Here is a 24,636-nt window from a genome sequence, read left to right as displayed (position 1 = left end):
CTTATTTCATATACTTAAACCGCTTATGCGTCCACAAATAATATTCCGGAGCTTCTAAAATAAGTTTTTCCAACTTTTTCATAAATAGGTCGGTAATTTCATAATCAGGAACAGTACAAGGATTTTCCGATAGAATTTCTAATTCGGCTTCATAATAACCGCGTTTTACTTTGCGAATTCGCATAAAGATAATATTCATATCAAATCGTTTCGAAAGCATTTCTGCACCGGTTTGAAGTGGTGTTGAAACTCCAAAAAAATTTCCCCAATGAAACGCTTTAGATATTTTTGGAGATTGGTCGCTGGCAAAACCATAGATGCCTAAATGTCCATTTTTAAAATTTTCTTCGATGGTTGGAATTGTCTCTTTGGTTGTAATTAATGTAGCACCGAATTTTGATCTGATGTTACGAACTAATTTATCAAAATAGCTATTGGCAATTTTTTTATAAATAGCATATCCTTGAAAACTAAAACTTTTGTTCATTGAAATCGACCATTCATAACTGGCGTAATGTCCGGTCATTAAAGCGATGCTTTTTCCTTTTCTTTCCAATTGCTTTATAACCTCTATGTTTTTGGTAACAAAACGCTTATTCATTTCTTTATCTGAAATGGTCAGCGTTTTAATCATTTCTAAAAACAAATCACATAGATGATGATAGGATTTTTTTTCAATCGCCAAGCGTTCTTTTTCGGTAATATGTGGCAATGCAATCACTAAATTTTTTCGCACCGTTTTCTTCCGATAACCTATTACATGGTACATTATTACGAAAAAAAAGTCTGAAAGTAAGTACAATAATCGAAAAGGAAGCATGGAAATAATCCAAAGTAAAGGGTAAATCAGAATAAAAGCAATGAATTGCATGCCGAAATTTTTTACAAATATACAGTAATTTCCAGTTTTATAAATCAAAGTTTAACAATTGGTAATGAAACAATTGTTATTTTTACAATTCTAAAAAATCAGTATGAATATCGCGTTAATTGTCATTATCGTTGCCAATGCCTTAATTAGTTTTAAAGCATTTGACGATCAATTTTTCTTCAGAAAGTATGAATTTCATATTGGTAGCATTCGTGCAGGTGAACATATAAGAATGTTTACTTCAGCTTTTTTGCACGTAGACATTGTTCATTTGGCTTTTAATATGTTTGCTCTATTTATTTTTGCGCCAGTTGTGATAAGCTTTTTAGGAACACCTTCTTTTTTAATGATTTATTTGGGAAGTTTGCTTTGCGGAAATTTATTGACATTACAATTTCATAAAGATGAATATCATTACCGTGCCGTAGGAGCTTCCGGAGCAGTTACTGGAATTTTGTACGCGGCTATTTTACTCAATCCGGATATGAATTTGTATTTGTTTTTTATCCCGATTCCAATTCCGGCATACATTTTTGGAATAGGTTATTTGCTCTATTCTATTTATGGAATGAAATCAAGAAAAGATAATATTGGTCACACGGCTCACTTTGGCGGAGCTATTGGTGGTTACTTGATTACACTTTCAAAAGAACCTCAAATGCTGACAGAAAATATATTAATGGTTGTTCTATTAGCCATTCCCATTATTATTCTTTTTATCATGGCTAAGATGGGAAAAATTTAATTTAAATAACTTTTGGCATACAAATTGGAATAGACGTTAAACATAAATCAATACAAAATGAAAAAGTCAATTATTATTTTATTAACGTTAGTCGCTACGTCAATGAATGCACAAGAAAACAAAATAGTTCCACAGATTTCCGTTTCCGGTGAAGGAAAGGTAAAAGTTGCTCCAGACCAAGTTGTCATCAATTTAGGGGTTCAAAATACAGGGAAAGATGCAGCGGAAGTCAAAAAAATGAACGATGAAACGGTGGATAAAGTGGTGAAATACATTAAAAAATTTGGTATTCCAACTTCCGATTTTCAAACCACGAATGTAAGTTTATACAAATCGTATGATCAAGAAAAAAAGAAACACAATTTTCAGGCTTCACAAACGCTAACCATCACTTTAAAGGACATCAAGAAGTATGATGAATTGATGATGGGATTGATTGAGACTGGAATTAATTCTATAAACGGTGTGGAATTCAAATCATCTAAATTAGAAGAACATAAAGTAGCCTCAAGAAAACAAGCTGTTTTGGATGCGAAGAAAAAAGCCGAAGATTTTGTTTCTGTTTTAAATCAAAAAGTGGGCAAAGCAATTATGATTACTGATAATTCTCAGGCTTATTTTCCGGCAATGTATGATACCATGAATTATGGTAGAGAGGAAATTAATTATTCTAAGAAAGAAACAGTTGCTATTGGTGAAATTGAAATTATAACCAATATTAATGTGACTTTTATACTGGAATAACAAAATAAATAATAAAGATAATAACCACGAATTCAATTGATTTCGTGGTTTTTTTATAAACATTATTCTGAAATCTGTTTTTTCAAATGCTCGCTATCCCAAGCATGGTCGCTTGCTGAAAAATTGATAAGCATGTCGCTTTTTAATAATTGTTCCTGCATTTCAATTTCGTCTTTTACGGTGGCTAAATAAGCCATTTTATCATGTCGTTTGGCGGCTAATTTTCGAATTGCGGCTTCATCATATTTGATAAAACGTTGTCCTTGACGCGTGGCAGAATATTTTCGATGACCTAGTTGTGTTAATGCATCAACACCCAAATGAACGGCAGTATAAAGTGTTTCGCGGTAAATTTTATCTACTCCGTGATCAATTAATTCATACGCATCTACTCGGTTTCTGGCTCGGGTTAAAATATTCAAATGTGGAAAATGTTTCCGTAAAATTTCAACCACACTTAAATTTACTTCCGGATTATCAATGGCGGCGATGAAAATTTTGGCATCTTCGGCACCGGCTGCTTTAAGTAATTCTAAACGTGTAGCATCACCATAATAAACTTTAAATCCCATCTTACGTAATAAATCCACTCGATCAGAATCATGATCCAAAATGGTTGCTTTAACACCATTTGCTTTAAGTAAACGACCAATTGTGCTGCCAAAATGTCCAAATCCGGCAATGATAACTTCGTTGTGTTCATCAATTTCATCCTGTTTTCTGTCTTCTTTTTCTTTGACCCCAAAAAATGGATCAATCCATTTTTCATTAATTAAAAGTAAAAAAGGAGTCGAAAGCATACTCAATGCAATAATCGCCATCATTTGATTGGCCAGAATGTTTGGTAAAATATTCAATTGCATCGAAAAACTTAGGATAACAAAACCAAATTCACCGGCTTGACTCAATCCAAAAGAAAATAATAAATTTTGATCGTTACTTTTTTTATAAAATTTTCCGATTCCAAAAAGCACAAAAAACTTGACCGCAGTAAAAATTGCTCCAAAAACCAGTATAAATATCGGATTTTCAATAATTAACTTAAAATTGATAGAAGCTCCAACGCCAATAAAAAATAAACCTAACAATAAACCTTTAAACGGAGCAATATCGCCTTCTAATTCATGTCTAAATTCTGAATTGGCTAATACAACTCCGGCTAAAAATGCACCAAGAGCAGGACTTAATCCAACCAATTGCATCAAATAAGAAACAGCTACAACCAGCAAAAGTGCCGAAGCAGTAAATAATTCTTGCAAGCGGGTTTTGGCTACCATTCGTAGAACCGGAATTACGAGTAATCTTCCACTAAAATAAACAGCAATTATTGTTGCTGCAACGATAAGAGTTTGAATCCAAGCATCAAAATCGGATATTAAAGAGGAATGTAAATTTTCTGCCTCAACATTACTTCCGGAAATCATCAATGGAATAATTGCCAGAATTGGAATTACTGCGATGTCTTGAAAAAGTAAAACAGCAAAAGAGGCTCTTCCCATCGAAGTTTGCGAAAGCCCTTTTTCTTTTAAGGTCTGCAAAACAATGGCAGTAGAGGAAAGTGAAAGTGCTAAGGCGATAACAACCGTGGTTTGCCAAGACCAATCTAAAAATAATTGACAAAGTATAAAGATAACAAAAGCACTTCCTAGTAATTGCATAGAACCCATTCCGAGGATGAATTTTCGCATTTTCCAGAATTTGTAGGGGTCCAATTCTAACCCGATAAGGAAAAGCATCATCACGACGCCAAATTCGGCAAAATGCATAATATCTTCCCCTTCGTTACCAATAAATCCTAATACAAATGGGCCAATAAATATTCCGGCAAAAAGATAACCCAGAATGGAACTTAGTCCCAATTTTTTTGCAATCGGAACACACACGATGGCCGAGGTTAAATAGATGATGGCTTGTATAAAAAATCCGTTATCCATTTGATTTTATTTTTAAAAACCATTCATTTAAATAGAAATTGTTTTTGATTTCTTCAGGATTGATTTCGTTTTTGGTTAAAAAAAGTAACAGTTCTGCATATGTTTTAGCATAATCGAGTGCTTCATTTTTATCCATTTTATGCGTTCCATGCACCACAAACGGGGGTAAGTAACTCATGTTGCATACTTTCGCCGTTTGATTGAATGGTTCTAATAAATCTGGAATTGTAAATCGATCTCGTCCCGTTTCGCAATAATTTTCCTTTGCTCCACCAGTAGTAATTGCTTGAAAAATGAATTTATTGCGAAGAGCTTTGCCTTTCTTACCATAAGCCCAATCATATTCTAACACCATATCAATCCATTGTTTGAGCAGTGGTGGGCAACTATACCAGTACAATGGATGATGCCAAATGATAATGTCGTGCTTTTCAAGCAAGACTTGTTCCCGTTTTACGTCAATATCAAATTCAGGATATTCTTCATACAAATCATGAAAAGTAATGTGGTTTGATTTTGGAATACGACTTACCAACGTTTGATTTACAAGCGATTTTTCAAACAACGGATGAGCAAATAGAATTAAAATTTTGTTTTGCGGCATGATCTAAATCTACGGCTTTTTTTGGATTATACGGATTTTATCTCACAAAAAATCTAAATACCTAAATAGTTTGACGGAGTAATCTGAAGTAATTCTGCTTTAATTTTATCGGAAACGTCTAATGTTTCAATAAATGCATGAATTGTTTTTTGATTCATCACGTCATTTGTTCTGGTTAATCCTTTCAACGCTTCATACGGATTTGGATAACCTTCTCTTCGTAAAATGGTTTGAATTGCTTCGGCAACCACAGCCCAATTGCGTTCTAAATCTTCTTCTAATTTGCTAGGATTTAAAAGTAATTTACCTAATCCTTTCAATGTGGCTTCAAAACCAATTAATGTATGACCGATAGGTACTCCAATGTTACGTAAAACCGTACTATCGGTTAAATCACGTTGTAAACGAGAAAGTGGTAACTTGGCCGAAAGGTGTTCAAAAATAGCATTAGCTATGCCTAAATTTCCTTCTGAATTTTCAAAGTCAATTGGGTTTACTTTATGTGGCATGGCTGATGAGCCTATTTCACCGGCCTTGATTTTTTGCTTAAAGTAATCCATTGATACATACGTCCAAATGTCTCTATCTAAGTCGATTATAATGGTATTTATGCGTTTCAAACAATCAAAATATGCAGCACTATGATCGTAATGTTCAATTTGCGTGGTAGGGAAAGAATGATGGAGTCCTAAGGTGTCTTCCACAAAATCAGTTCCAAATTTTTTCCAATCAATTTGTGGATAGGCAACATGATGTGCATTGTAATTTCCGGTTGCACCACCAAATTTTGCAGCAAATGGAATATTGAATAACTGACGCATTTGCTCTTCCAGCCGTTCTACAAAAACCCCAAATTCTTTTCCTAATCGGGTAGGAGAGGCTGGTTGTCCGTGCGTGCGTGCAAGCATAGGAACGGCTGCCCATTCTTGACTAAGCTCTTTTAATTTTGAAATAACATTGATTAAAACAGGTAAATATACTTTTTCAAAACTTTCTTTGACGGAGAGCGGAATGGCTGTATTATTGATGTCTTGAGAGGTTAATCCAAAGTGTATAAATTCTTTATAGCTTGTTAAATCTAATTTGTCAAATCCATTTTTGATAAAATATTCAACTGCTTTGACATCGTGGTTAGTGGTTTTTTCAATTTCTTTGATGGATAAAGCATCTTCTGTAGAAAAGTTACGATACAAATCTCTTAATTTTTCATGATTGGAAGCATTCACCTCTTTTAATTGCGGAAGTGGAATTTGACAAAGAGCAATAAAATATTCTATTTCGACCAAAACTCTGTATTTAATTAGAGCTTCTTCAGAAAAGTAAGCGGCTAATGAAACGGTTTTATTGCGGTATCTTCCGTCTATGGGAGAAATGGCGTTAAGTTCATTTAAAGGATGCATAGTAGTTGTGTTGTTGGGTTGATTTTCTGAATTTATCAGGTTTTATTCTAATTGCAAATATAGTTTTTCTAGTCAAGAAAAGGAAATGAAAAAGTTTGTTCCTTTTGTTGTTATTTTATAAAAATAGAGTATTATTGCAATTGCAATTTAGATTAATTAAAAATAAAAAACATGAAGAGAGGTTTAGAACTTTTGATTGTTGTGTTGAGCATCATTTTAGGATTATTTTTTATTTACAAAGGAGTTAATAAACATTTTTTATCACCTTGTAAAGTATATGACGAAACAAGTACAATTCCGTTAGTATATCAGCAGGTTATAACTGGGATGTGTCAATCTGGGATGTTAAAAGTGGTTGGATTTTTTCAGATTTTGTCAGGAATATTGTTGCTTATTCCAAGAGCCAGATTAGTAGGAGCAATTGTGTTATTGCCCATTATATTCAATATTTTTATTCTTCATTTGTTTTTGGATAACAGACCGGAAGAGTTGGTTGAAACCGGAATTCCTTTAGCTTTTACCCTTATCATCATTGGTTTTTATTACAAAGTTTGGAAGAATATTTTCTTAAAATAATTATTTCAACAGCAATAATCGCTCTTTCAACATCATCATTCCTTCAGCACCTGAAAGCGGAATAATTTCTAGCGGATTAGCTAATTGAATAACACTTGCCGGTTTTGGATCAATATAGAAAACAGGCGTTTCAGGATTTGTGTAATGCATAATTCCGGCTGCAGGATAAACTTGCAACGAGGTTCCAATAACAATAAAATAATCGGCTTCTTCAGCCAAATCAATTGCTTCTTCAATGGCTGGAACATCTTCGCCAAACCAAACAATATGTGGTCGCATTTGGTTTCCATTTGGGTCTTTGTGTACTGATGTTAAGTCGTCATTCCAATCTAAAATATAATTTTCATCTTGTGTACTGCGAACTTTTAGTAATTCGCCATGCAAGTGCAAAACCTTTGTACTTCCGGCTTTTTCGTGTAAATTATCAACGTTTTGAGTGATGATATGTACGTCAAAATGTTTTTCTAATTCGGCTAAAATATAATGTCCGTTGTTGGGTTGAACTTCATGCAACTGCTTTCTTCTTTTATTATAAAAATCTAAAACAAGTTCAGGATTATTGTTCCAACCCAAAGGAGAAGCCACTTCCATGATGTTGTGCCCTTCCCAAAGTCCGTCTGCATCACGAAAGGTTTTGATGCCACTTTCGGCACTAATTCCGGCTCCGCTTAAAACAACTAATTTTTTCATACGTAAAAAGAAACCCTCTCAATGTGAAAGGGTTTGAATTATATTTATACCTTTCCTAAGGTGTACAACTGTTCTAAAGTTGGGCTCACACTGCCACCGGCGGGTTCAAGCGTAATTCCGAAAGCTTCGGCCTCTACGACATTATCCACTGGAAATAATCGTTTGTTATCTCCTTTAAAGTCATCCAAAAGACCAATGCTTAACGGAGTTAAAGGGTTTAATTTTAAAGCCCAAACTTGGTAAACATATCCTTCCGGTGGCTCGGGTAATCCAGCTCCATCTACATAAACTGTTTGAGTTTCCTGATTCCAATATACTTTTGCATACGATGTCGGTGAAACTTCCTGGCCGGCTAAAGGAACAATAGTATTTTTTGGATCTCTAACTAAGGCCAGCGCTTCTTCGTTTGCTTTGTTTTTCAATTCCAAATCAACAACGGCTTCTTGTAATTTGCCTTTTTCTTTTTCGATGTTGGAAATAGCTTCTTTTTTACCTTCAACTTGTTGGTATAAATAAACGCCTCCAACAAGGAAAACAATTGCTGCCGCCCATCCAAGGTACTGACTGATGCCGGATTTTGGTTTTGCTTCCGATTTTAATTCCACCACTTTGGTCGTGTCACCAAAAATTTGTTGTTTGATGGCTTCATAATTTTTACCGGATAAACGAGGTGCAACACTTCCTGACAGATAAACCATTGCATTTTCTATCTCAATGATTTCCGTTTTAATTTCCGCATGTTGTTTGGACATTTTTACGACTTCTTCAATTTCGGAGTCGTTTAATTTACCGTAAACATACAATTCCAGAATCCCTGATTCTATGTATTCTTGTGTACTCATGATACTTGTAATAAGTTTCTTAATTCGCTAATACAGTTTCTGTTTTGTGTTTTAACGGTTCCTAACGGAATTTCGAGCTCGTCTGATGCTTCTTGTTGGGTGTAGCCTTTAAAGAATAATAAGTCGATGATCTTAATGCATTTTGGTTTTAATTTTTTGACAAATTCTTGAATTCCGATGGAGTCAATTTTATTGTTCAATCTTGTGTTATCGTCAAGTAGATGTACGAAATTATCTGCTGATAGGTTTTTTTGACTGTTATTAAATCCTTTTGAGCGAAGCTTATCGATAGAGCTGTTTCTAGCAATATTGACAATCCAGGTGTAAAATCTACCTTTGTCCTCACTGTACGTGTCGATATTTTTCCATATTTTTACGAACACATCTTGCAGCACATCTTCGGCTTCTTCGCGATCTTTAATTAGGTTGCTGATAACCCCGAAAAGACTTTTGGAATACATGTCATATAAAAGGGTGAATGCCCTATCATCTTTTTTGTAAATTAGGGGCAATATATCTTCTTGAGTCATACCTTTTTTTTTGATGTAGCCAAGATAACAACTTAAGAGCAAAAAACCAATTTTGTATGAATGAAAAGTTAAAGACAATTGAATACCTTACTTATTTGGAAGGTTTTTTGACCGAAAATAGAAAAACAAAGTTTTTAGATATACTTCAATTTAGAACCAATCATTTTACCGTTGCCATTGAAGATGTTTTTCAAATGCATAATACGAGTGCTGTGATGCGAAGTTGTGATGTTTTTGGAATTCAAGAATTGCATGTGGTTGAACAAAAGTTTGGGAAAAGCATTGATGCTGAAATAGCCATGGGAGCACAAAAATGGGTGAATGTGCATCAGTACCAAACCAATCAACATTGTATTGATAAGTTGAAAAAAAGTGGGTATCAAATTGTGGCCACATCGCCTCACAATAATTCGTGTTTGTTAGACGATTTTGATTTTACTAAAAAAACCGCCTTGTTTTTTGGTACAGAACGTGATGGTTTATCAGAAGAGGTATTGACTCAAGCCGACAGTTTTTTAAAAATTCCGATGGTGGGATTTTCTGAAAGTTTGAATATCTCTGTAGCTGCAGCCATTATTTTGCAAAATCTAACGAATCGACTTCGGAATTCGCAGTTGGATTGGAAATTGAGTGAGGAAGAGATTTTTTTTAAACGAATTGATTGGGCGAGAAAGTCGATTAAAGATATTGATAGGATAGAGGAACGGTTTTTGGAGGGGTGAAAGTAGCGAGTTGCGGGTTGCGGGTTTTCTGTGGATTCTGTGCTTTATGTGAGAAAATTTTTTTAGCCGGTTTTTGTTTCCAAGTAGGCGATTTGTTTCCTTTTTAGCCCCGATTGCAGTGGAAATCCTCGCCTTTTTTGGCGAGATTGCAACGGAAAGCGGGAAAATGGATGGCTGGAAAAGCCCGAACCATTCGCTTCTTCCGGTTATCAGTTATCAGTTATCAGTAAGCGGTTATCGGTTGACAGACAACGGACAACAGCTAACAGAAAACTATTTTCTTTTCAGGATTTTGTATTCTTCGTAACAATCATTAATTGCATCCAAAACCTGCAAATCGTTCGCGGTTTTAATAAATGATTCAGAATAATTACAGCGTTCTAAAATTTCAGGTATTTCTTTTTTGTCGATACCAAGCATGATGGCGATGGTTTCGCGGTCGAACTTTGATTCTAATAGGTTTCGCACCGTGTCATCTTTCTTCATTTCTTTTAGCTTGCGGAGTTCACGCGGCTTGTTTCCGAAGAAATTATAAAGCATATCGGTTGGGTTGAAGATAGAGCCAAGTACTCGATTAAAAGCACTAGGGGAATATTGACCCGCTTCATAACCATAGTTTAATCCGGAAATGCCGTAGCGTTGATTTCTGTTTACCGGAATAAGTTTTGCATCCACTTGCAAGTAACCGGTTAAATTATAGGGTGTTAAAACTACTTCTTCTAAAGCAATTGCTTTTTCAGTAAGTTTTATTTGTGTGTTTTTTGATTTTATCCAGTCGTTTGTAACACGAACACGAATGGATTGAAATCCGATTAACGAAATATGTAGTGTATCGTTGACTTGCACGCTGATTTCAAAAACGCCTTCGTTGTTTGAGATGCTACCGCGAACAGAATTCATGTTGATGATATTCACGTTTGATAGCGGTTTAGAATCACTATCGTTAAGTACAGTTCCGGTTACTTTTTCGGTCCGTTCTTTTTCTTGAGCAGAAAGTTGAAAAGCGATAAACAATAAAAAAACTACAAAATATTTCATATCATGATTTAACGGTTTAAAAGTACTAAATCACAAGAATATATTTTGTAGTTTCTGTATAATTATAAGAAAATTAACAAATGATGTTAGCTTCTTCTTGGTCTTCTGGTTTTTGCAGCTTCAAAAGAACGGCTTGCAGGTCTTTCTCCTTCGGTTCTTCTTGGTCTGTCTGAGGATCCACTTTCAGTTCTTGGTCTAAAACCGCCTTCTCGTCTGTCTGATCTTGGAGCTCCTTCACCTTCTTTTCTTGGCCCAAAACCACCGCTGCGTTGTCCAGAGCTTCTTTCGCCTCTAAACCCACCACCTCCGCCAGAGCTTCTTCCGTTGTGATCACGTCTTCCGCCACCATCATTTTTAGAAATTTCCACGTTGATTCTGCGTCCTTCGATTTCCATCCCGTTCAAAATTCCCATTACTTTATCCGTATGTTCTTCGTCGGTATTAAAGAAAGAGAAACCTTCTTTAACATCTACTTTATAGACGTCTTCACGACCTAATTCTAATGTGTCACGCAAGAAATCTTTCAATTGCATCCAATCAAAATTATCTCTTGATCCGATGTTTACAAAGTAACGTGTTGCTCCGCTTGTGTTTTCTCTTGGTGCTCTATCGTCACGTCTTTCTGAACCGGAAGCTTGTGCAGATAAATCTCTGTTCTTTTTGTAGTAATTAATGAAACGGTTAAATTCAACAGAAACCATTTTTTTAATTAATTCTTCCTTGCTTAAACCTTCTAAAACCTCGTTGATTGCCGGAAGATAGTTGTCAATTTCGTGATCTACTTCGGTATCTTTAATTTTGGTTGCTAAGTGTAATAATTGGATTTCGCAGATTTCGATTCCGGAAGGAATTGTTTTTTCTTCAAATTTTTGTTTGATGATTCGTTCGATAGACGAAATTTTACGCAACTCACTTTTCGTTACAATTACGATGGAAGTTCCTAATTTTCCGGCACGACCCGTACGGCCTGAACGGTGATTATAGGTTTCAATTTCGTCAGGTAATTGATAATTTACCACGTGTGTGATATTATCTACGTCAATTCCTCGAGCGGCAACATCTGTCGCAACCAACATTTGAATTTGACGACCACGGAACGATTTCATTACACCATCACGTTGAGCTTGTGACAAATCGCCGTGCAAAGCAGCAGCGTTATATCCGTCTTCAATTAATTTTTCGGCAACGGCTTGTGTATCTCTTTTGGTTCTACAAAACACAACCGAAAAGATATCCGGATTGGCATCGGCTAAACGTTTTAACGCTTCATAACGGTCACGAGCATTCACTAAATAAAATTCGTGTGAAACGGTGGCAGAACCGGAGTTTTTGGCACCAACGGTAATTTCTACCGGATCATGCATGAATTTTTTTGCAATACGAGAAACTTCTGCGGGCATTGTGGCCGAGAATAACCACGTATTTTTTTCGTCTGGTGTTGTTGATAAAATGCTCACGATATCTTCGTAGAATCCCATGTTCAACATTTCATCTGCTTCGTCAAGAATACAATAATTAATTTGAGTAATGTTTACCAAACCTCTATTAATCATGTCTTGCATTCTACCTGGAGTTGCAACAATAATTTGAGCTCCTCTTTTTACTTCACGTGCTTGTTCCGAGATGCTTGCACCTCCATAAACAGCCACAACGTTGATTCCTTTTTCGTACTTAGAGTACAATTTAATTTCATTTGTAATCTGCAAACAAAGTTCGCGAGTTGGAGATAAAATTAAAGCCTGCGTATTTCTATTGTTCGCATCAATTTTTTGGATTAGCGGGAAACCAAATGCTGCCGTTTTCCCTGTCCCTGTTTGAGCCAACGCAACTAAATCTGTCTCTTGTTCCAATAAGAGGGGAATCGCTTTTTCCTGTACTTCGGTCGGATTTTCAAATCCTAGATCGATAATCGCACGTTGTAGCGACTCACTCAATCCTAATTGTTCAAATTTATTCATATAGTATTTTAAATTGGGTGCAAAGGTAGGGTTTTAAAATCATAAAAACTAATGGTGTTAGTGATTGATTTTTAATTAGTTGGGAGTTTTGTAAAAGGTTATAGGTAATCGGTAATGGGTAATAGGTGGGAAGATTGATAAAAACTGTGATTATATTGTTCTTTATTGCTTTAAAAACGCAACCAATTTTTCAACCGCTAAACCACGGTGACTAATTTTGGATTTTTTATCAATTGGCATTTCAGCAAAGGTTTTGTTAAATCCGTTTGGTATAAAAATCGGGTCGTAGCCAAATCCTTCTGAGCCTCTTTTTTCGCGTATGATTTCACCTTTGATTATTCCTTCAAACAAGTGCTGATTTCCATTCAAATTTAAGCAAATTACTGTTTTGAATTGAGCGTTTCTATTTTCTTCGTCAACTAAATTGTGGAGTAATTTAGTCATATTATCATCCGCATTTCTTTGGTCGCCGGCATAACGAGCAGAATAAACACCGGGTTCGCCGTTTAATGCTTCCACTTCTAAACCTGTATCATCAGCAAAGCACGAATAACCATACTTTTCGGTTACATAATTGGCTTTTTGAATGGCATTTCCTTCGATGGTGGCTGAAGTTTCCGGGATATCTTCCAAACAACCAATATCCTCTAAACTTAAAATCGTAATTTCTTTAGGAAGTAATAACTGGATTTCTTTGATTTTATTTGGATTGTTTGAAGCGAAGACGAGCGAAAATTTCATGTTATTACAACTTAATATGATTTGTAAAAATAGTTCATTTTTTGAAGTTTATTTATAATTTTATACTCTTAAATTTTTTTTCATTTTGATGACAACTAATCGATTTTTACTCAGACAGTTTACAAACAACGATTTAGAAAACGTTTACCAAGGGCTTTCTGATCCGGAAGTGATAAAGTATTACGGAATTAGTTTTGCATCGTTGGAAGAAACTAAAGAACAGATAATTTGGTTTTCGCAATTGGAAAAAGATGAAACCGGTATTTGGTGGGCAATTGAATCGATTGAAAATCAAGAATTCTGTGGAGCAATTGGTTTTAATAATTTGAATAAGCAACACAAACGAGCCGAAATTGGTTTTTGGCTACTTCCTGAAAGTTGGAAAAAGGGAATTATTTCTGAAGTTTTACCTACAGTTTGTGCTTATGCTTTTGAAAGTCTAGGCTTGCATCGCATAGAAGCTCAGGTGGAAACTGAAAATACTGCTTGTCAAAACGTAATGAAAAGGAATAAATTTTTATATGAAGGCACTTTAAAAGACTATGAATTTAAAGATGGAAAGTATGTTAGTTTAGATTTATTTGCTGTCATTAATCCGAAGGATGTAGAAAATTTTCTTTAATTTTGTAGTATGTCAAAACGAGTACAAACCCAAAAAGAAGAAATTATAAATGCTATCACACATGGTTTTGGAATTCTTTTTTGCCTAATTGCGATGCCGTTTTTATTAGTTGATTCATTCAATGAAAACCAGCTGTCAACTTTTATTTCTGTTCTTGCTTTTGGAGTTGGAATGTTGTTGGTTTACACATTTTCTACTTTATTTCATGCCGTGAAAAATCCAAAAGTGAAAGACATTTTACAAATTGGTGATCATATTAGTATTTATTTTTTAATTGCTGGAACATATACTCCGTTGATGGTTCGCTATTTGCCTTCAAGAACAGCGACTCTATTTTTGGGTGTGATGTGGTCGATTGTTGCGGTTGGCATAATTTTTAAAATTTTCTTTACCAAAAAATTCAGATTTATATCGGTTTTACTTTATTTAGCGTTGGGTTGGATGATTGTTTTTGTGATAGAACCACTCATTCATACTATGCCTTTTTCCGTTTTTATGTGGATTTTAATCGGTGGATTGAGTTACACAATTGGGGTTTATTTTTACATGAAAGACCATAAATTTTATTACCACACGATTTGGCATTTTTTCGTGCTTTTTGGGACTATTGCTCACTTTGTATCGATTTATTTGAGTGTTTAGGCGTTGTAGCTTTTTAATAATGCAGTAAAGTAGTTTACTTTAACAATCGTTAAAACCATTTGCTAAAAAGAAATTATGTTTATTCTTGTGTGGATTTCTATTCCGGTATCATGAGTTTTTGGGATTTTTTTTACTATAATAAATCCAAATACCTACAAAAACCGTAACTAGAAAACCAATAAAAATTAATACCACAAAATGAAACATAATTACGAAGCCCCATCGTTGAAAGTTTTTTTTGCTTTTTCTTTACTTTTTTTACTCAACACTTTTCAACTTCACTCGCAATTTATCATTAATGAAAATTATTTTGAAGATGAAATTTCATTACATCCGTATGCTAAAATTGCCAATTTAGAGCAAAATCAACGAACAATTCACGAAATTATTCTTGATAAAAAATTAGTTTTTAGTGATTTACCAAATGAAAACACCGACTTAGGTTTTACAAAATCACATTATTGGATTAAATTTCAAATTTTTAATACTACTGATAAAGAACTAACTTATTTTCTTGAAACCTGTCGCCCGATAGTTGATTTCGCAGAATTTTATACCATCGATTCCGCCGGAAAAATTTCAAAACAAATCAGTGGCGACGGTATTGCTTTCAATGAACGAAGTTTTAAAAACCGAAAAATCATTTTCAAAGTCGTTTTAGAACCTCATCAAAAGTATAATTACTATTTGCATTTAAAAAGTGATGGCGAAGTTATCAACGCAGGAATAATTTTACGAACAATGGATAATTTGATGCAAACGGTATCCTTTGAACAAGTTATTTTCGGAATTTTTTACGGAATTTTACTCATCACCGCCATCATTTACTTGTTCTTTTTCTTTGCAATGAAAGAGCGAAGTTTCCTCTATTACAGTTTATATGTGGTTTTTATCGGAATGCTTCAGTTTTCTATCGATGGTTATTTTTATCAATTATTCACCCCCAATTCGGGTTGGCTATCACTTAATGCGGTAATTCTTTCAGCTTGCATCGCTAATTTTTTTCTGGGCAGATATGCTCAGGTTTTTCTACAAATCAGGAAATACAGTCAATTTATTAATTTGGCATTTTATGTCGTTTTCATCTTAGACTTTATTCTTTTTACATCGTTATTCATTCACCCAAATGCATTAGAAATTTCGTATCCAATTGCCAATGTTTTGGGCTTGTTTTTACTTGTTTTGATTGTTTCTTCCATTATCGTGATTTACCACAAAACAGGCGAAATAGACAAGTTTTTTGTTGTTGGTATTTTCTTTTTAATAGCTGGTTTTGTGGTGTTTATTCTAAAGAATTTCAGCATTTTACCCGTTACTTTTATGACAGAAAACGGTTCAAAATTGGGCACCGGAATGGAAGTAATTTTTCTTTCCCTCTCCATGGCAAACTTAATCAGAAAATTAAGAGATGAACGTGAAGAGTTGCAAGAAGTTGCTCTTCAAAAATCGGAAGAAATGAATGAAATGAAATCCTATTTTCTCTCTAACATTAGTCACGAACTTCGTACTCCGCTTAATGCTATTCTAAATTTATCTAAAGAAATTTCAAAAGATTCTAAAGACGAAATTATTCAAAGAAACAGTAGACTCATCAAAGATTCGTCCTACAGTTTGCTGAGCTCTGTCAACGATATTTTAGACTTTTCAAAAATAGAAAAAGGCGAATTAAAACTAGATTTCGAAGAATTTAGTCCAAAACCATTGCTAGAACATTTGGCAAAAAACATGGCTTATCGTGCCAAAAATCAAGGTCTCGGGTTCAACCTTGAAATTTCACCCGATCTACCGGAAATGATTTTAGGTGATAAAATGCGTTTGACCCAGATGATCAACAATGTTTTAAGTAACGGTCTAAAATTTACAACACACGGATTTGTTTCTTTTAAAGTAGAATGTAAGCAAAAGAAAGCGGATACGGTTGACTTTATTTTCACTATAGCTGACACAGGAGTAGGTATCCCGAAGGAAAAAATGAATTCTATTTTCGAATCATTTACGCAAGAAAGCATCAATAATAAACGAAAATTTGGCGGTTTAGGGTTAGGACTTTACATCGTAAAAACCTTAGCCGATTTGCACAACGGAAAAGTAGATTTACAAAGTATTTTAGACCAAGGAACAGTTTGTAAAATCACCTTAGAATACCAAACTATTGCCGTTGAAAAGCAAGAAATTCAGGTTGTAGCAGTACTTAATCATGATTTAAAAGGCAAAACTATTTTGGTTGTCGAAGATAATGCCATGAATCAAATGGTGATTAAAATGATTACTAAAAAATGGCTTAACACCACCGTCGTTTTTGCCAATAATGGTCAGGAAGGTGTTGATGCTTTGCGAGAAAGGCATTTCGACTTGATTCTCATGGATTTACAAATGCCGGTCATGGATGGTTACGAAGCCACCATTGCCATCAGAAATGGCGTTGCCGGAGATGATAAAAAGAACATTCCAATCATTGCCTTAACTGCTGATGTAATGGAAACAACAAAAGATCGAGTAATGGAAATTGGCATGAACAAATACATGTCTAAACCCGTCGATAAAGAGTTGTTATTTAAAAATATTTCGGAGTTGGTTTAATTTTTTTAGAAGCCATTCCGGTCTTCCACTGCAAGTTTTTTGCTTAAAACAAAAGTTTTGCACGGTTTTGCAATAGCTCCCAAGGTCGCTTTACTAAACCGGTAAAACTAAATTGTTTCAAACAAAAAAGCTTTCCGTTTCAACCCGGGCTAGGAAATCCCATTTCAAAACAAAATCTTTTCAACACTCTATTTCAATCGAACATAAACATGTTTAATTCCTTTTTTATCCGATTCGCGTTCATGAATTTCTAACAAATGCGTTAGCGATTTCATTAATGGAGTTAATTTAGTAAAACCAAAATTCCTAGGGTCAAATTCAGGTTTTTTCTTTACAATCAAATTGCCAACATCGCCCAAAAATGCCCATCCATCATCGTCTGCAATATCTTCGATACTCGATTCAATGATATCAATGGTATCAACATCAATTTTAGTATATATTTTTTCTTCTTTCTTTTTGTCAGTAGAAGTTGCCGTTGTTTTTTTCTTTTTAGCACCTTCCAACACCTCAATAAAAATAAATCGATCACAGGCACTAATAAAAGGTTTTGGCGTTTTTTGTTCGCCAATACCAATCACTTTCATGCCGGATTCTCGCAAACGAATGGCTAAACGCGTAAAATCACTATCACTAGAAACAATACAAAAACCATCCAATTTGCCGGAATACAACAAATCCATGGCATCAATAATCAACGCCGAATCTGACGAATTTTTTCCCGTCGTATACCCGTATTGCTGAATAGGCGTAATGGCATTTTCCAATAAAACGCCTTTCCATCCATTGGCATTTGGTCGAGTCCAATCGGCATAAATTCGCTTGGTTGTGGGGGTGCCGTATTTTGCAATTTCTTCCATCATACCTTTAATATTACTAAACGGAACATTATCAGCATCAATCAAAACAGCTAATTTTAAATCTTGGTCATCGTGCTTACTCATATCATATCGATTTACGAATCAAATATACTGATATTAACACATTCTCATGACACTTTTTTAAAATTAAACGTAACATCAAATCAAATCAAAATCATTCTAAAAAAATATTATGAAAGTAGATTTGAAATCCTTATTTTTGCCACGTTTTTTAACACATAAAAAATCATGGTAAAAGATTTATTCGAAAGAATTCAAAACAATAAAGGTCCGTTAGGAAAATGGGCTTCTCAAGCAGAGGGTTATTTTGTTTTTCCTAAATTAGAAGGAGAATTAGGGCCTCACATGCAATTTCAAGGAAAAGACATTTTAAATTGGAGTTTGAATGATTATTTAGGATTAGCCAATCATCCAGAAGTGCGTCAGGCAGATATTGATGCAGCTATGCAATATGGTGCCGCTTACCCTATGGGAGCTCGCATGATGAGTGGTCATACCAACGCTCATGAACAATTGGAAAATGAATTAGCCGCTTTTGTAATGAAAGAATCGGCTTATTTATTGAACTTCGGTTACCAAGGAATCATGTCTACTATTGATGCATTGGTTACCAAAAACGACATCATTGTTTATGATGTAGATGCTCATGCTTGCATCATTGATGGTGTCCGTTTGCATATGGGTAAACGTTTTACCTATCGTCACAACGATTTGGAAAGTATGGAGAAAAACCTGCAACGTGCCACTAAAATGGCTGAAGAAACTGGAGGAGGGATACTTTTCATTACTGAAGGTGTTTTTGGAATGCGTGGTCAACAAGGAAAATTAAAAGAAATTGTAGCAATGAAAGAAAAATACAATTTCCGTTTATTAGTGGATGATGCTCACGGTTTTGGAACGTTAGGAAAAACAGGAGCAGGAGCAGGTGAGGAGCAAGGTTGTCAAGACGGAATTGATGTATATTTTTCAACTTTTGCCAAATCGATGGCCAGTATCGGAGCATTTATTGCCGCAGACAAAGATATTATTGATTATTTAAAATACAATTTACGTTCACAAATGTTTGCCAAAGCCTTACCAATGATTCAGACGGTTGGGGCTTTAAAGCGACTTGAATTGTTAAGAAATCACCCGGAATTAAAAGATAAATTGTGGGAAAATGTAAACGCATTGCAAGCAGGTTTACGAGCTAGAAACTTTAACATAGGTGATACAAATACCTGTGTAACACCGGTGTATTTAGAAGGAAGTGTTCCGGAAGCGATGGTTATGGTGAATGATTTAAGGGAGAATTACGGTATATTTCTTTCCATTGTAATTTATCCGGTTATCCCAAAAGGAATTATTTTATTGCGAATGATTCCAACGTCATCGCATACATTGGAAGATATTAATCGAACATTAACTGCCTTTGAAGCGATACGAGAGAAATTAGTGAACGGAACTTACAAAAAAATTGCAGATGCCACTACGGTAGATGTTTCTTAATATTTTAGAATTAGCTATAAAAAACAAACCACTCTTGTAACGGAGTGGTTTTGCTTTTATAAATCAATTCGATATGTTCTTCGTTTTCGATCAACTACCGAGTTGAAGTTTTTCCATAAATTATGGATCGCGTTATTTTCTTCTAATTCGGGCGTTCGAATGCACTTTTCAATTCCTTTTTCCTTAAAAACACGATAATATTCTCTAAAAATCAAAGCAGTTACCCCTTTATTTTGGTATTCCGGTTCTACGCCAATAAGGTAAAATAAAACATCTTTACTTGATTTTTTAGCTTTCAGGATATGATAAAATCCGAATGGAAACAAACGGCCATTCGCTTTTTGAAGTGCTTGGGCAAAATTAGGCATGACAATACTAAAGGCAATTAATTTTTCGTGTTTATCAACTATAAATAAGATATATTCCGGATTAATAAAAGAGATGTACTTCTTTTTAAAGTATTCCTTTTGCCGCTCGGATACCGCTACAAATGAGGCTAGTTTGGCATAACTCGTATTAAACAAATCAAACATTTTATCTACATACGGCATAATGTCTTTAGTATTTGTAAAAGTGAGCGTCTTCAGTTCATATCTTTTTTGAATTAAATCACTTGCTTTCATAAACGTATTTGGGTCAACATTTGAAAAAGAAAAAGTACTTTCAAAATATTCTTTTTCTTTTACAAATCCCAACTCTTCCAAATGATTTTTGTAGTAGGGAAAATTGTACCACGTAATCATGGTTCCCAACGAATCAAATCCTTCTGTAAGAACGCCAACTTTGTCTAAATTTGAAAATCCAATTGGCCCTTCAACATAATCTAAGTTGTTTTTTCTGCCTAACTCATATACTTTCTCCAACAAAACTTTGGTTACTTCAATATCGTCAATCACATCCCACCAACCAAAACGAACTTTTCTTTTTTGTTGGTTATTGACTTCTTCCCAATTGATAATGGCTGCTATTCGTCCAACAATTTGATTGTCTTTGTAGGCCAAATAAAAATGAGCTTCTGCATTATCAAAAGCGGGGTTTTTACTTTTGTCAAACGTTTCCAATTCATCCGAAATCAATGGAGGAACCCAGTATGAGTGATTTTTGTATAAAGAAAAAGGAAATTTAACGTAATCAGTAAGTAGTTTTCTGGAATTTGCTTCAATAATTTGTATCATATTATTCTCCTCCTTCTACTTCGTCAACACGTTTTTTCTTATCTTTTTTCTTCTTGTCCACACGCTTTCCTTTATCTTCTTCACGTTCCATTTTTACAGGTTGGTGTTTTTTATCAAAACGCCATGAAACGCCAACTCCTCCGTATAAAATATCGGGTGTGTCCTTAAAGTTTTTACTAATCGATGCATCTACTTGCAAATTATCTTGAATCAAATAAGCAGAACCAATTCTAAAAATACTGTCTGAATAATAATCTCCTTTAATCCCTTGATTTTCAATAAATCCTGACCACTTCTCGTTAAAACCACGTGTCAAGGTTAAGATATAACCTAATGATTTGTAATCGGTTGTAAATTTATCATAAAAAATATTGGTGACCATAACCCAATGCGTTCCAAAATGATTTTGAGCTATAATCATCACTTTAGGACTCATGCTTGGTTCATTTGCAAAAGCATAATCTTCGTTAGCAAAACCTAAATTCATGCCAGCATAAACACCGACAGCAGGGATAAATTGTTTCCATTTAAAACGATGATTTGCTTTCCAACTCAAAAGATTTGGCTTGTCTTCCCCTTTTTTAAACGGGTCATAAATCAAATATTTTGCACCAAAAGTGGTGCTACGGAAGCCACTTCTGGACGTTTCAACTAAAGGGGAATAGTATTTGTCGTATTGGTATTTAAAATTTCCAATTATTTCCAATTGTTCAAAAAGAAAGCCATAGCGTAAATCCAAATCTACACCAAATCCATTTGAATTATAACGAGAAAGATTGTGGTCTTCCCGAATACCATAAAGTCCACTTTCCATTTGAAAAACATTTTTTCCCACTGAAAAAGCCGCCATTGAGAGTCCGGGACGATTGGAATTAATCATATCCGTATGCTGAGCAAATAAACTTGAAAAGTTTAATGCAAATGCAAAAAGAAGTAAACGTTGAATTTTTTTCATGGTAGTAATGAGGTTGAATTACTGATTAGATACCAAAAATAAGACTTTTTATTATTTATTTAAGATTGTTAGTTTAATTTTGATTAACGTATTTCTTATTTTTACAAAAAATATTACTTTATGCAAACTGCATCTGTACCAGGATTTATTAGAACAATTTTAATTATTGTTGGAATTTACTATGCTTTTAAGATTTTAGCACGACTCTTAATGCCTTTCTTGTTAAGAAAAATGGTTCAAAAAGCCGAACAAAGTTTTAAACAACAAATGAATAATCCAAATCCAAATTCAAATCAAAATCAAAATACAGCTGCTTCTTTTGAAAAACCAAAACCAAAAAAACAAGTAGGCGAGTACATTGATTACGAAGAAGTGGAATAGTTTGTTTACTTTCGTTTAAATTTATATTGATTTTTAAAAACACAGAATGAAGTATTTTCAGAAATTTCTTCCGCATCTTTTAGCCTTTTTTGGTTTTGTGATTCTTTCATTGGTTTATTTTTATCCGGTTTTACAAGGTAAGCAAATTTCGCAATCTGATATTGTGCAGTATACCGGTATGGCCAAAGAGCAAAATGATTTTAGACAAGAAACAGGTGATGAGCCTTTTTGGACAAATGCAGCTTTTGGTGGAATGCCAACCTATCAACTAGGAGCAAAATACCCACATAATTATGTAAAGTCAGTCGATGGTTTTTTGCGTTTTCTTCCGCGTCCGGCGGATTATTTGTTTTTATATTTTCTTGGCTTCTACATTCTTTTATGTGTGTTAAAAGTCGATCCGCTGAAAGCCGTTTTTGGAGCATTGGCTTTTGGATTTTCTACTTATCTCATTATCATTTTAGGTGTTGGTCACAATGCAAAAGCCCATGCGATTGCCTATATGCCGATGGTAATTGCAGGTGTTTTGTTGGTTTTTCAAAAACGATTTATAGTAGGTGGTTTACTCACGATGGTGGCTGCAGCTCTCGAAATTCAAGCCAATCACTTTCAGATGACGTATTATTTGTTGTTATTGTTGATTGTAATTTCCGTTTATTACATTTATAAATTAGTCAAAGCAAAAGAGTTTAAAAACATCGGAATTGCTTTTGGCGTTTTTGCGATTGCCGGACTACTAGCCTTAGGTGCAAATGCTACCAATTTATTGGCTACAGCGGAATATACCGAATTTAGTACCCGAGGTAAAAATGAATTAACCATTGGTGTAGAAGGCGAAAAATTAGAAAATAAATCGGGGATGACCTACGAATACATCACCGAATATAGTTACGGAATTGCAGAAAGTTTTAACCTAATTGCTCCTCGTTTATTTGGAGGTGGAAATGCTGAAAAATTAGGAGAAAATAGTGCTTTATATGATATGTTTTTAGGATTAGGTGCTCCTGAAAGCGATGCCTTAGAATATGCTTCTACTGCACCAACCTATTGGGGAGATCAACCTATTGTTGCTGCTCCGGCCTATATTGGAGCAATAGTATTCTTTCTTTTTGTGTTGGCATTGTTTACTGAAAAACGAAAATTGAAATATGCTTTTTTAATCGGAGCCATTTTTTCATTACTACTTTCTTGGGGTAAAAATTTCCCAATGCTAACCGATTTTTTTATTGATTATTTTCCGCTGTATAATAAATTTAGAGCGGTTTCTTCCATACAAGTCATCTTAGAGTTATGTATTCCGGTTTTAGCTGTTTTGGGATTGTATTCATTTTTTAAAGTAGAAAAAGAGGAGCAATGGAAAGCACTTTGGAAATCATCTGCAATTGCGGTCGGAATTTTAGCGTTGCTTTTTGTTTTGAAAGGAATGTTTAGTTTTTCTGCGGAAAGCGATAGTTATTTTAGGCAAGCATATGGTGAAATCGGCGAACCATTTATCAAAGCGTTAAAAGAAGACAGACGGGCCATGTACACCTCCGATTTACTTCGTTCAATGGGATTGATAGTTGCAGTTTTTGCTCTTTTTTGGTTGTTTATAAAAGAAAAATTGTCACAAACTCTTGCGGTAATTTTAATTGGTTCGTTGATGGTTTTAGATTTATATGTGATTGATAAAAATTATGTAAACGCCGATGATTTTGTCAATGCACGACAAGTTAATCAACCGTTTCAACCGACTCAAGCCGATTTGCAAATTTTGGAAGATAAAGATCCAAATTTCCGTGTTTTTGAACCAAGTCAAGGAATGGCAGGTGGAAGAACATCGTATTTCCATAAAGCAATTGGTGGTTATAGTGCCGTGAAACCGCAACGTATTCAACAATTATACGATTATCAAATTGCAAATAATAATATTCAGGTGTTGAATATGTTGAATGTGAAATACGTCATTCAAACGACTGAAGAAGGTAAGTCGATTCCCTTGCAAAATCCAAATGCAAATGGAAATGCGTGGTTTGTGAGTAATATAAAAGTAGTTCAAAATGCGGATGAAGAAATCAGAGCTTTAGATAGTTTAGATACTAAAAATGATGTGGTTGTCGACAAAGAATTCATGAAATCGGTAAGTTCAAAATCGTTTGTAAAAGATAGTTTAGCAACCATCACTTTAGAGGAATACAAACCGAATTATCTCAAATATACTTCTCAAAATACAAACAAAGGTTTGGCTGTTTTCTCTGAAATTTATTATCCAAAAGGATGGAAAATTACTATTGACGAAAAAGTAGCAAATCAAATTAGAGCCAATTATGTGTTGAGAGCATTAGAAATTCCGGCAGGAAAACATACGATTGAATTCAAATTTGAACCAGATGTGGTGAAGAATGGAAGTTCGATAGCATTGTTTAGTTCTATTGGAATGTTGTTGCTTTTAATTGTTGGAATTTATTTTGAAACTAAAAATCATTCTAAAAAAGACAAAATATAGCTTACTATTTATTTGTATATTTGATAGAATTA

23 protein-coding genes are annotated in these 24,636 nt (G+C 34.5%); 10 read left to right on the top strand and 13 right to left on the bottom strand.

All coding sequences use genetic code 11. From position 1 onward, the window contains the following. Nucleotide 1: 1 nt before the first annotated feature. Nucleotides 2-871: a lysophospholipid acyltransferase family protein gene (locus B0I10_RS06805; RefSeq protein WP_112085755.1), complete on the bottom strand. Its 870-nt coding sequence runs from the start codon at nucleotides 869-871 to the stop codon at nucleotides 2-4. 103 nt (nucleotides 872-974) lie between these two features. Here B0I10_RS06805 and B0I10_RS06800 point away from each other — a divergent pair, with 103 nt between their 5' ends. After that, complete coding sequence (locus tag B0I10_RS06800; RefSeq protein ID WP_112085754.1) at nucleotides 975-1,616, top strand: rhomboid family intramembrane serine protease; 642 nt, start codon at nucleotides 975-977, stop codon at nucleotides 1,614-1,616. Between the two features lie 57 nt (nucleotides 1,617-1,673). Further along, on the top strand, nucleotides 1,674-2,360 hold the full coding sequence (locus B0I10_RS06795; protein ID WP_112085753.1) for an SIMPL domain-containing protein: 687 nt from the start codon (nucleotides 1,674-1,676) through the stop codon (nucleotides 2,358-2,360). Nucleotides 2,361-2,422: 62 nt separating this feature from the next. On the opposite strand, the gene B0I10_RS06790 is transcribed toward B0I10_RS06795, so the two are convergent. Genes B0I10_RS06790 through purB form a run of 3 tightly spaced genes read right to left on the bottom strand, consistent with a single transcriptional unit; the run spans nucleotide 2,423 to nucleotide 6,298 of the window. After that, the gene (locus B0I10_RS06790; protein ID WP_112085752.1) at nucleotides 2,423-4,294 is read right to left on the bottom strand and encodes a monovalent cation:proton antiporter-2 (CPA2) family protein; all 1,872 of its coding nucleotides are present in this window, start codon (nucleotides 4,292-4,294) and stop codon (nucleotides 2,423-2,425) included. Then, the gene (locus B0I10_RS06785; protein ID WP_112085751.1) at nucleotides 4,287-4,898 is read right to left on the bottom strand and encodes an NAD(P)H-dependent oxidoreductase; all 612 of its coding nucleotides are present in this window, start codon (nucleotides 4,896-4,898) and stop codon (nucleotides 4,287-4,289) included. Before B0I10_RS06785 ends, B0I10_RS06790 begins: the two co-directional genes overlap by 8 nt. A 53-nt stretch (nucleotides 4,899-4,951) precedes the next feature. After that, nucleotides 4,952-6,298, bottom strand: a complete 1,347-nt coding sequence (gene purB, locus B0I10_RS06780) for an adenylosuccinate lyase (protein ID WP_112085750.1) — start codon at nucleotides 6,296-6,298, stop codon at nucleotides 4,952-4,954. 171 nt (nucleotides 6,299-6,469) lie between these two features. On the opposite strand from purB, the gene B0I10_RS06775 reads away from it, so the two are divergent. Beyond that, nucleotides 6,470-6,874 (top strand): DoxX family protein, encoded by a 405-nt coding sequence (locus B0I10_RS06775; protein ID WP_112085749.1) that lies wholly within the window; start codon nucleotides 6,470-6,472, stop codon nucleotides 6,872-6,874. Here B0I10_RS06775 and B0I10_RS06770 read toward each other — a convergent pair whose 3' ends face one another. Genes B0I10_RS06770 through B0I10_RS06760 form a run of 3 tightly spaced genes read right to left on the bottom strand, consistent with a single transcriptional unit; the run spans nucleotide 6,875 to nucleotide 8,936 of the window. Then, nucleotides 6,875-7,564 carry an SIR2 family NAD-dependent protein deacylase gene (locus B0I10_RS06770; RefSeq protein ID WP_112085748.1) on the bottom strand — a complete coding sequence of 230 codons (690 nt, stop codon included), beginning with the start codon at nucleotides 7,562-7,564 and terminating at the stop codon, nucleotides 6,875-6,877. A gap of 44 nt (nucleotides 7,565-7,608) precedes the next feature. Beyond that, complete coding sequence (locus B0I10_RS06765) at nucleotides 7,609-8,406, bottom strand: anti-sigma factor (protein ID WP_112085747.1); 798 nt, start codon at nucleotides 8,404-8,406, stop codon at nucleotides 7,609-7,611. Then, nucleotides 8,403-8,936 (bottom strand): RNA polymerase sigma factor, encoded by a 534-nt coding sequence (locus tag B0I10_RS06760; RefSeq protein ID WP_112085832.1) that lies wholly within the window; start codon nucleotides 8,934-8,936, stop codon nucleotides 8,403-8,405. Before B0I10_RS06760 ends, B0I10_RS06765 begins: the two co-directional genes overlap by 4 nt. Before the next feature lie 56 nt (nucleotides 8,937-8,992). On the opposite strand from B0I10_RS06760, the gene B0I10_RS06755 reads away from it, so the two are divergent. Then, on the top strand, nucleotides 8,993-9,658 hold the full coding sequence (locus tag B0I10_RS06755; RefSeq protein WP_112085746.1) for a TrmH family RNA methyltransferase: 666 nt from the start codon (nucleotides 8,993-8,995) through the stop codon (nucleotides 9,656-9,658). 273 nt (nucleotides 9,659-9,931) lie between these two features. Here B0I10_RS06755 and B0I10_RS06750 read toward each other — a convergent pair whose 3' ends face one another. From B0I10_RS06750 to B0I10_RS06740, 3 genes are all read right to left on the bottom strand, one after another. Further along, nucleotides 9,932-10,696 carry a carboxypeptidase-like regulatory domain-containing protein gene (locus B0I10_RS06750; protein ID WP_112085745.1) on the bottom strand — a complete coding sequence of 255 codons (765 nt, stop codon included), beginning with the start codon at nucleotides 10,694-10,696 and terminating at the stop codon, nucleotides 9,932-9,934. 86 nt (nucleotides 10,697-10,782) lie between these two features. Then, nucleotides 10,783-12,654: a DEAD/DEAH box helicase gene (locus B0I10_RS06745; protein ID WP_112085744.1), complete on the bottom strand. Its 1,872-nt coding sequence runs from the start codon at nucleotides 12,652-12,654 to the stop codon at nucleotides 10,783-10,785. 162 nt (nucleotides 12,655-12,816) lie between these two features. Further along, nucleotides 12,817-13,395 (bottom strand): non-canonical purine NTP diphosphatase, encoded by a 579-nt coding sequence (locus B0I10_RS06740; protein WP_112085743.1) that lies wholly within the window; start codon nucleotides 13,393-13,395, stop codon nucleotides 12,817-12,819. A gap of 88 nt (nucleotides 13,396-13,483) precedes the next feature. On the opposite strand from B0I10_RS06740, the gene B0I10_RS06735 reads away from it, so the two are divergent. From B0I10_RS06735 to B0I10_RS06725, 3 genes are all read left to right on the top strand, one after another. After that, entirely contained in the window at nucleotides 13,484-14,017 is a 534-nt protein-coding gene (locus B0I10_RS06735) for a GNAT family N-acetyltransferase (protein ID WP_112085742.1), read from the top strand. A 9-nt stretch (nucleotides 14,018-14,026) separates the two neighbouring features. Beyond that, a complete protein-coding gene (trhA, locus tag B0I10_RS06730; RefSeq protein ID WP_112085741.1) occupies nucleotides 14,027-14,659 on the top strand; it encodes a PAQR family membrane homeostasis protein TrhA in 633 nt (210 codons plus the stop codon). A 198-nt stretch (nucleotides 14,660-14,857) separates the two neighbouring features. Then, a complete protein-coding gene (locus tag B0I10_RS06725) occupies nucleotides 14,858-17,239 on the top strand; it encodes a hybrid sensor histidine kinase/response regulator (RefSeq protein WP_112085740.1) in 2,382 nt (793 codons plus the stop codon). Nucleotides 17,240-17,427: 188 nt separating this feature from the next. Here B0I10_RS06725 and B0I10_RS06720 read toward each other — a convergent pair whose 3' ends face one another. Then, on the bottom strand, nucleotides 17,428-18,183 hold the full coding sequence (locus tag B0I10_RS06720) for an NYN domain-containing protein (protein WP_112085739.1): 756 nt from the start codon (nucleotides 18,181-18,183) through the stop codon (nucleotides 17,428-17,430). 165 nt (nucleotides 18,184-18,348) lie between these two features. Here B0I10_RS06720 and B0I10_RS06715 point away from each other — a divergent pair, with 165 nt between their 5' ends. After that, on the top strand, nucleotides 18,349-19,608 hold the full coding sequence (locus B0I10_RS06715; protein WP_112085738.1) for an aminotransferase class I/II-fold pyridoxal phosphate-dependent enzyme: 1,260 nt from the start codon (nucleotides 18,349-18,351) through the stop codon (nucleotides 19,606-19,608). 56 nt (nucleotides 19,609-19,664) lie between these two features. Here B0I10_RS06715 and B0I10_RS06710 read toward each other — a convergent pair whose 3' ends face one another. Both B0I10_RS06710 and B0I10_RS06705 read right to left on the bottom strand, forming a co-directional pair. After that, complete coding sequence (locus tag B0I10_RS06710; RefSeq protein ID WP_112085737.1) at nucleotides 19,665-20,783, bottom strand: GNAT family N-acetyltransferase; 1,119 nt, start codon at nucleotides 20,781-20,783, stop codon at nucleotides 19,665-19,667. 1 nt (nucleotide 20,784) lies between these two features. Beyond that, nucleotides 20,785-21,738, bottom strand: a complete 954-nt coding sequence (locus B0I10_RS06705; protein ID WP_112085736.1) for a transporter — start codon at nucleotides 21,736-21,738, stop codon at nucleotides 20,785-20,787. A gap of 120 nt (nucleotides 21,739-21,858) precedes the next feature. Here B0I10_RS06705 and B0I10_RS06700 point away from each other — a divergent pair, with 120 nt between their 5' ends. Together B0I10_RS06700 and B0I10_RS06695 are read left to right on the top strand one after the other, a co-directional pair. Beyond that, entirely contained in the window at nucleotides 21,859-22,119 is a 261-nt protein-coding gene (locus B0I10_RS06700; protein WP_112085735.1) for a DUF4834 domain-containing protein, read from the top strand. Nucleotides 22,120-22,165: 46 nt separating this feature from the next. Then, nucleotides 22,166-24,604, top strand: coding sequence for a YfhO family protein (locus B0I10_RS06695; RefSeq protein ID WP_112085734.1), 2,439 nt, complete (start codon nucleotides 22,166-22,168; stop codon nucleotides 24,602-24,604). The last annotated feature ends 32 nt before the right edge of the window (nucleotides 24,605-24,636 follow it).

This window comes from Flavobacterium lacus, from assembly GCF_003268815.1.
Taxonomy (GTDB): Bacteria; Bacteroidota; Bacteroidia; order Flavobacteriales; family Flavobacteriaceae; genus Flavobacterium; species Flavobacterium lacus.
Note: the sequence above shows the minus strand (reverse complement) of the source record. Positions and strands in the feature narration are given on the sequence as shown.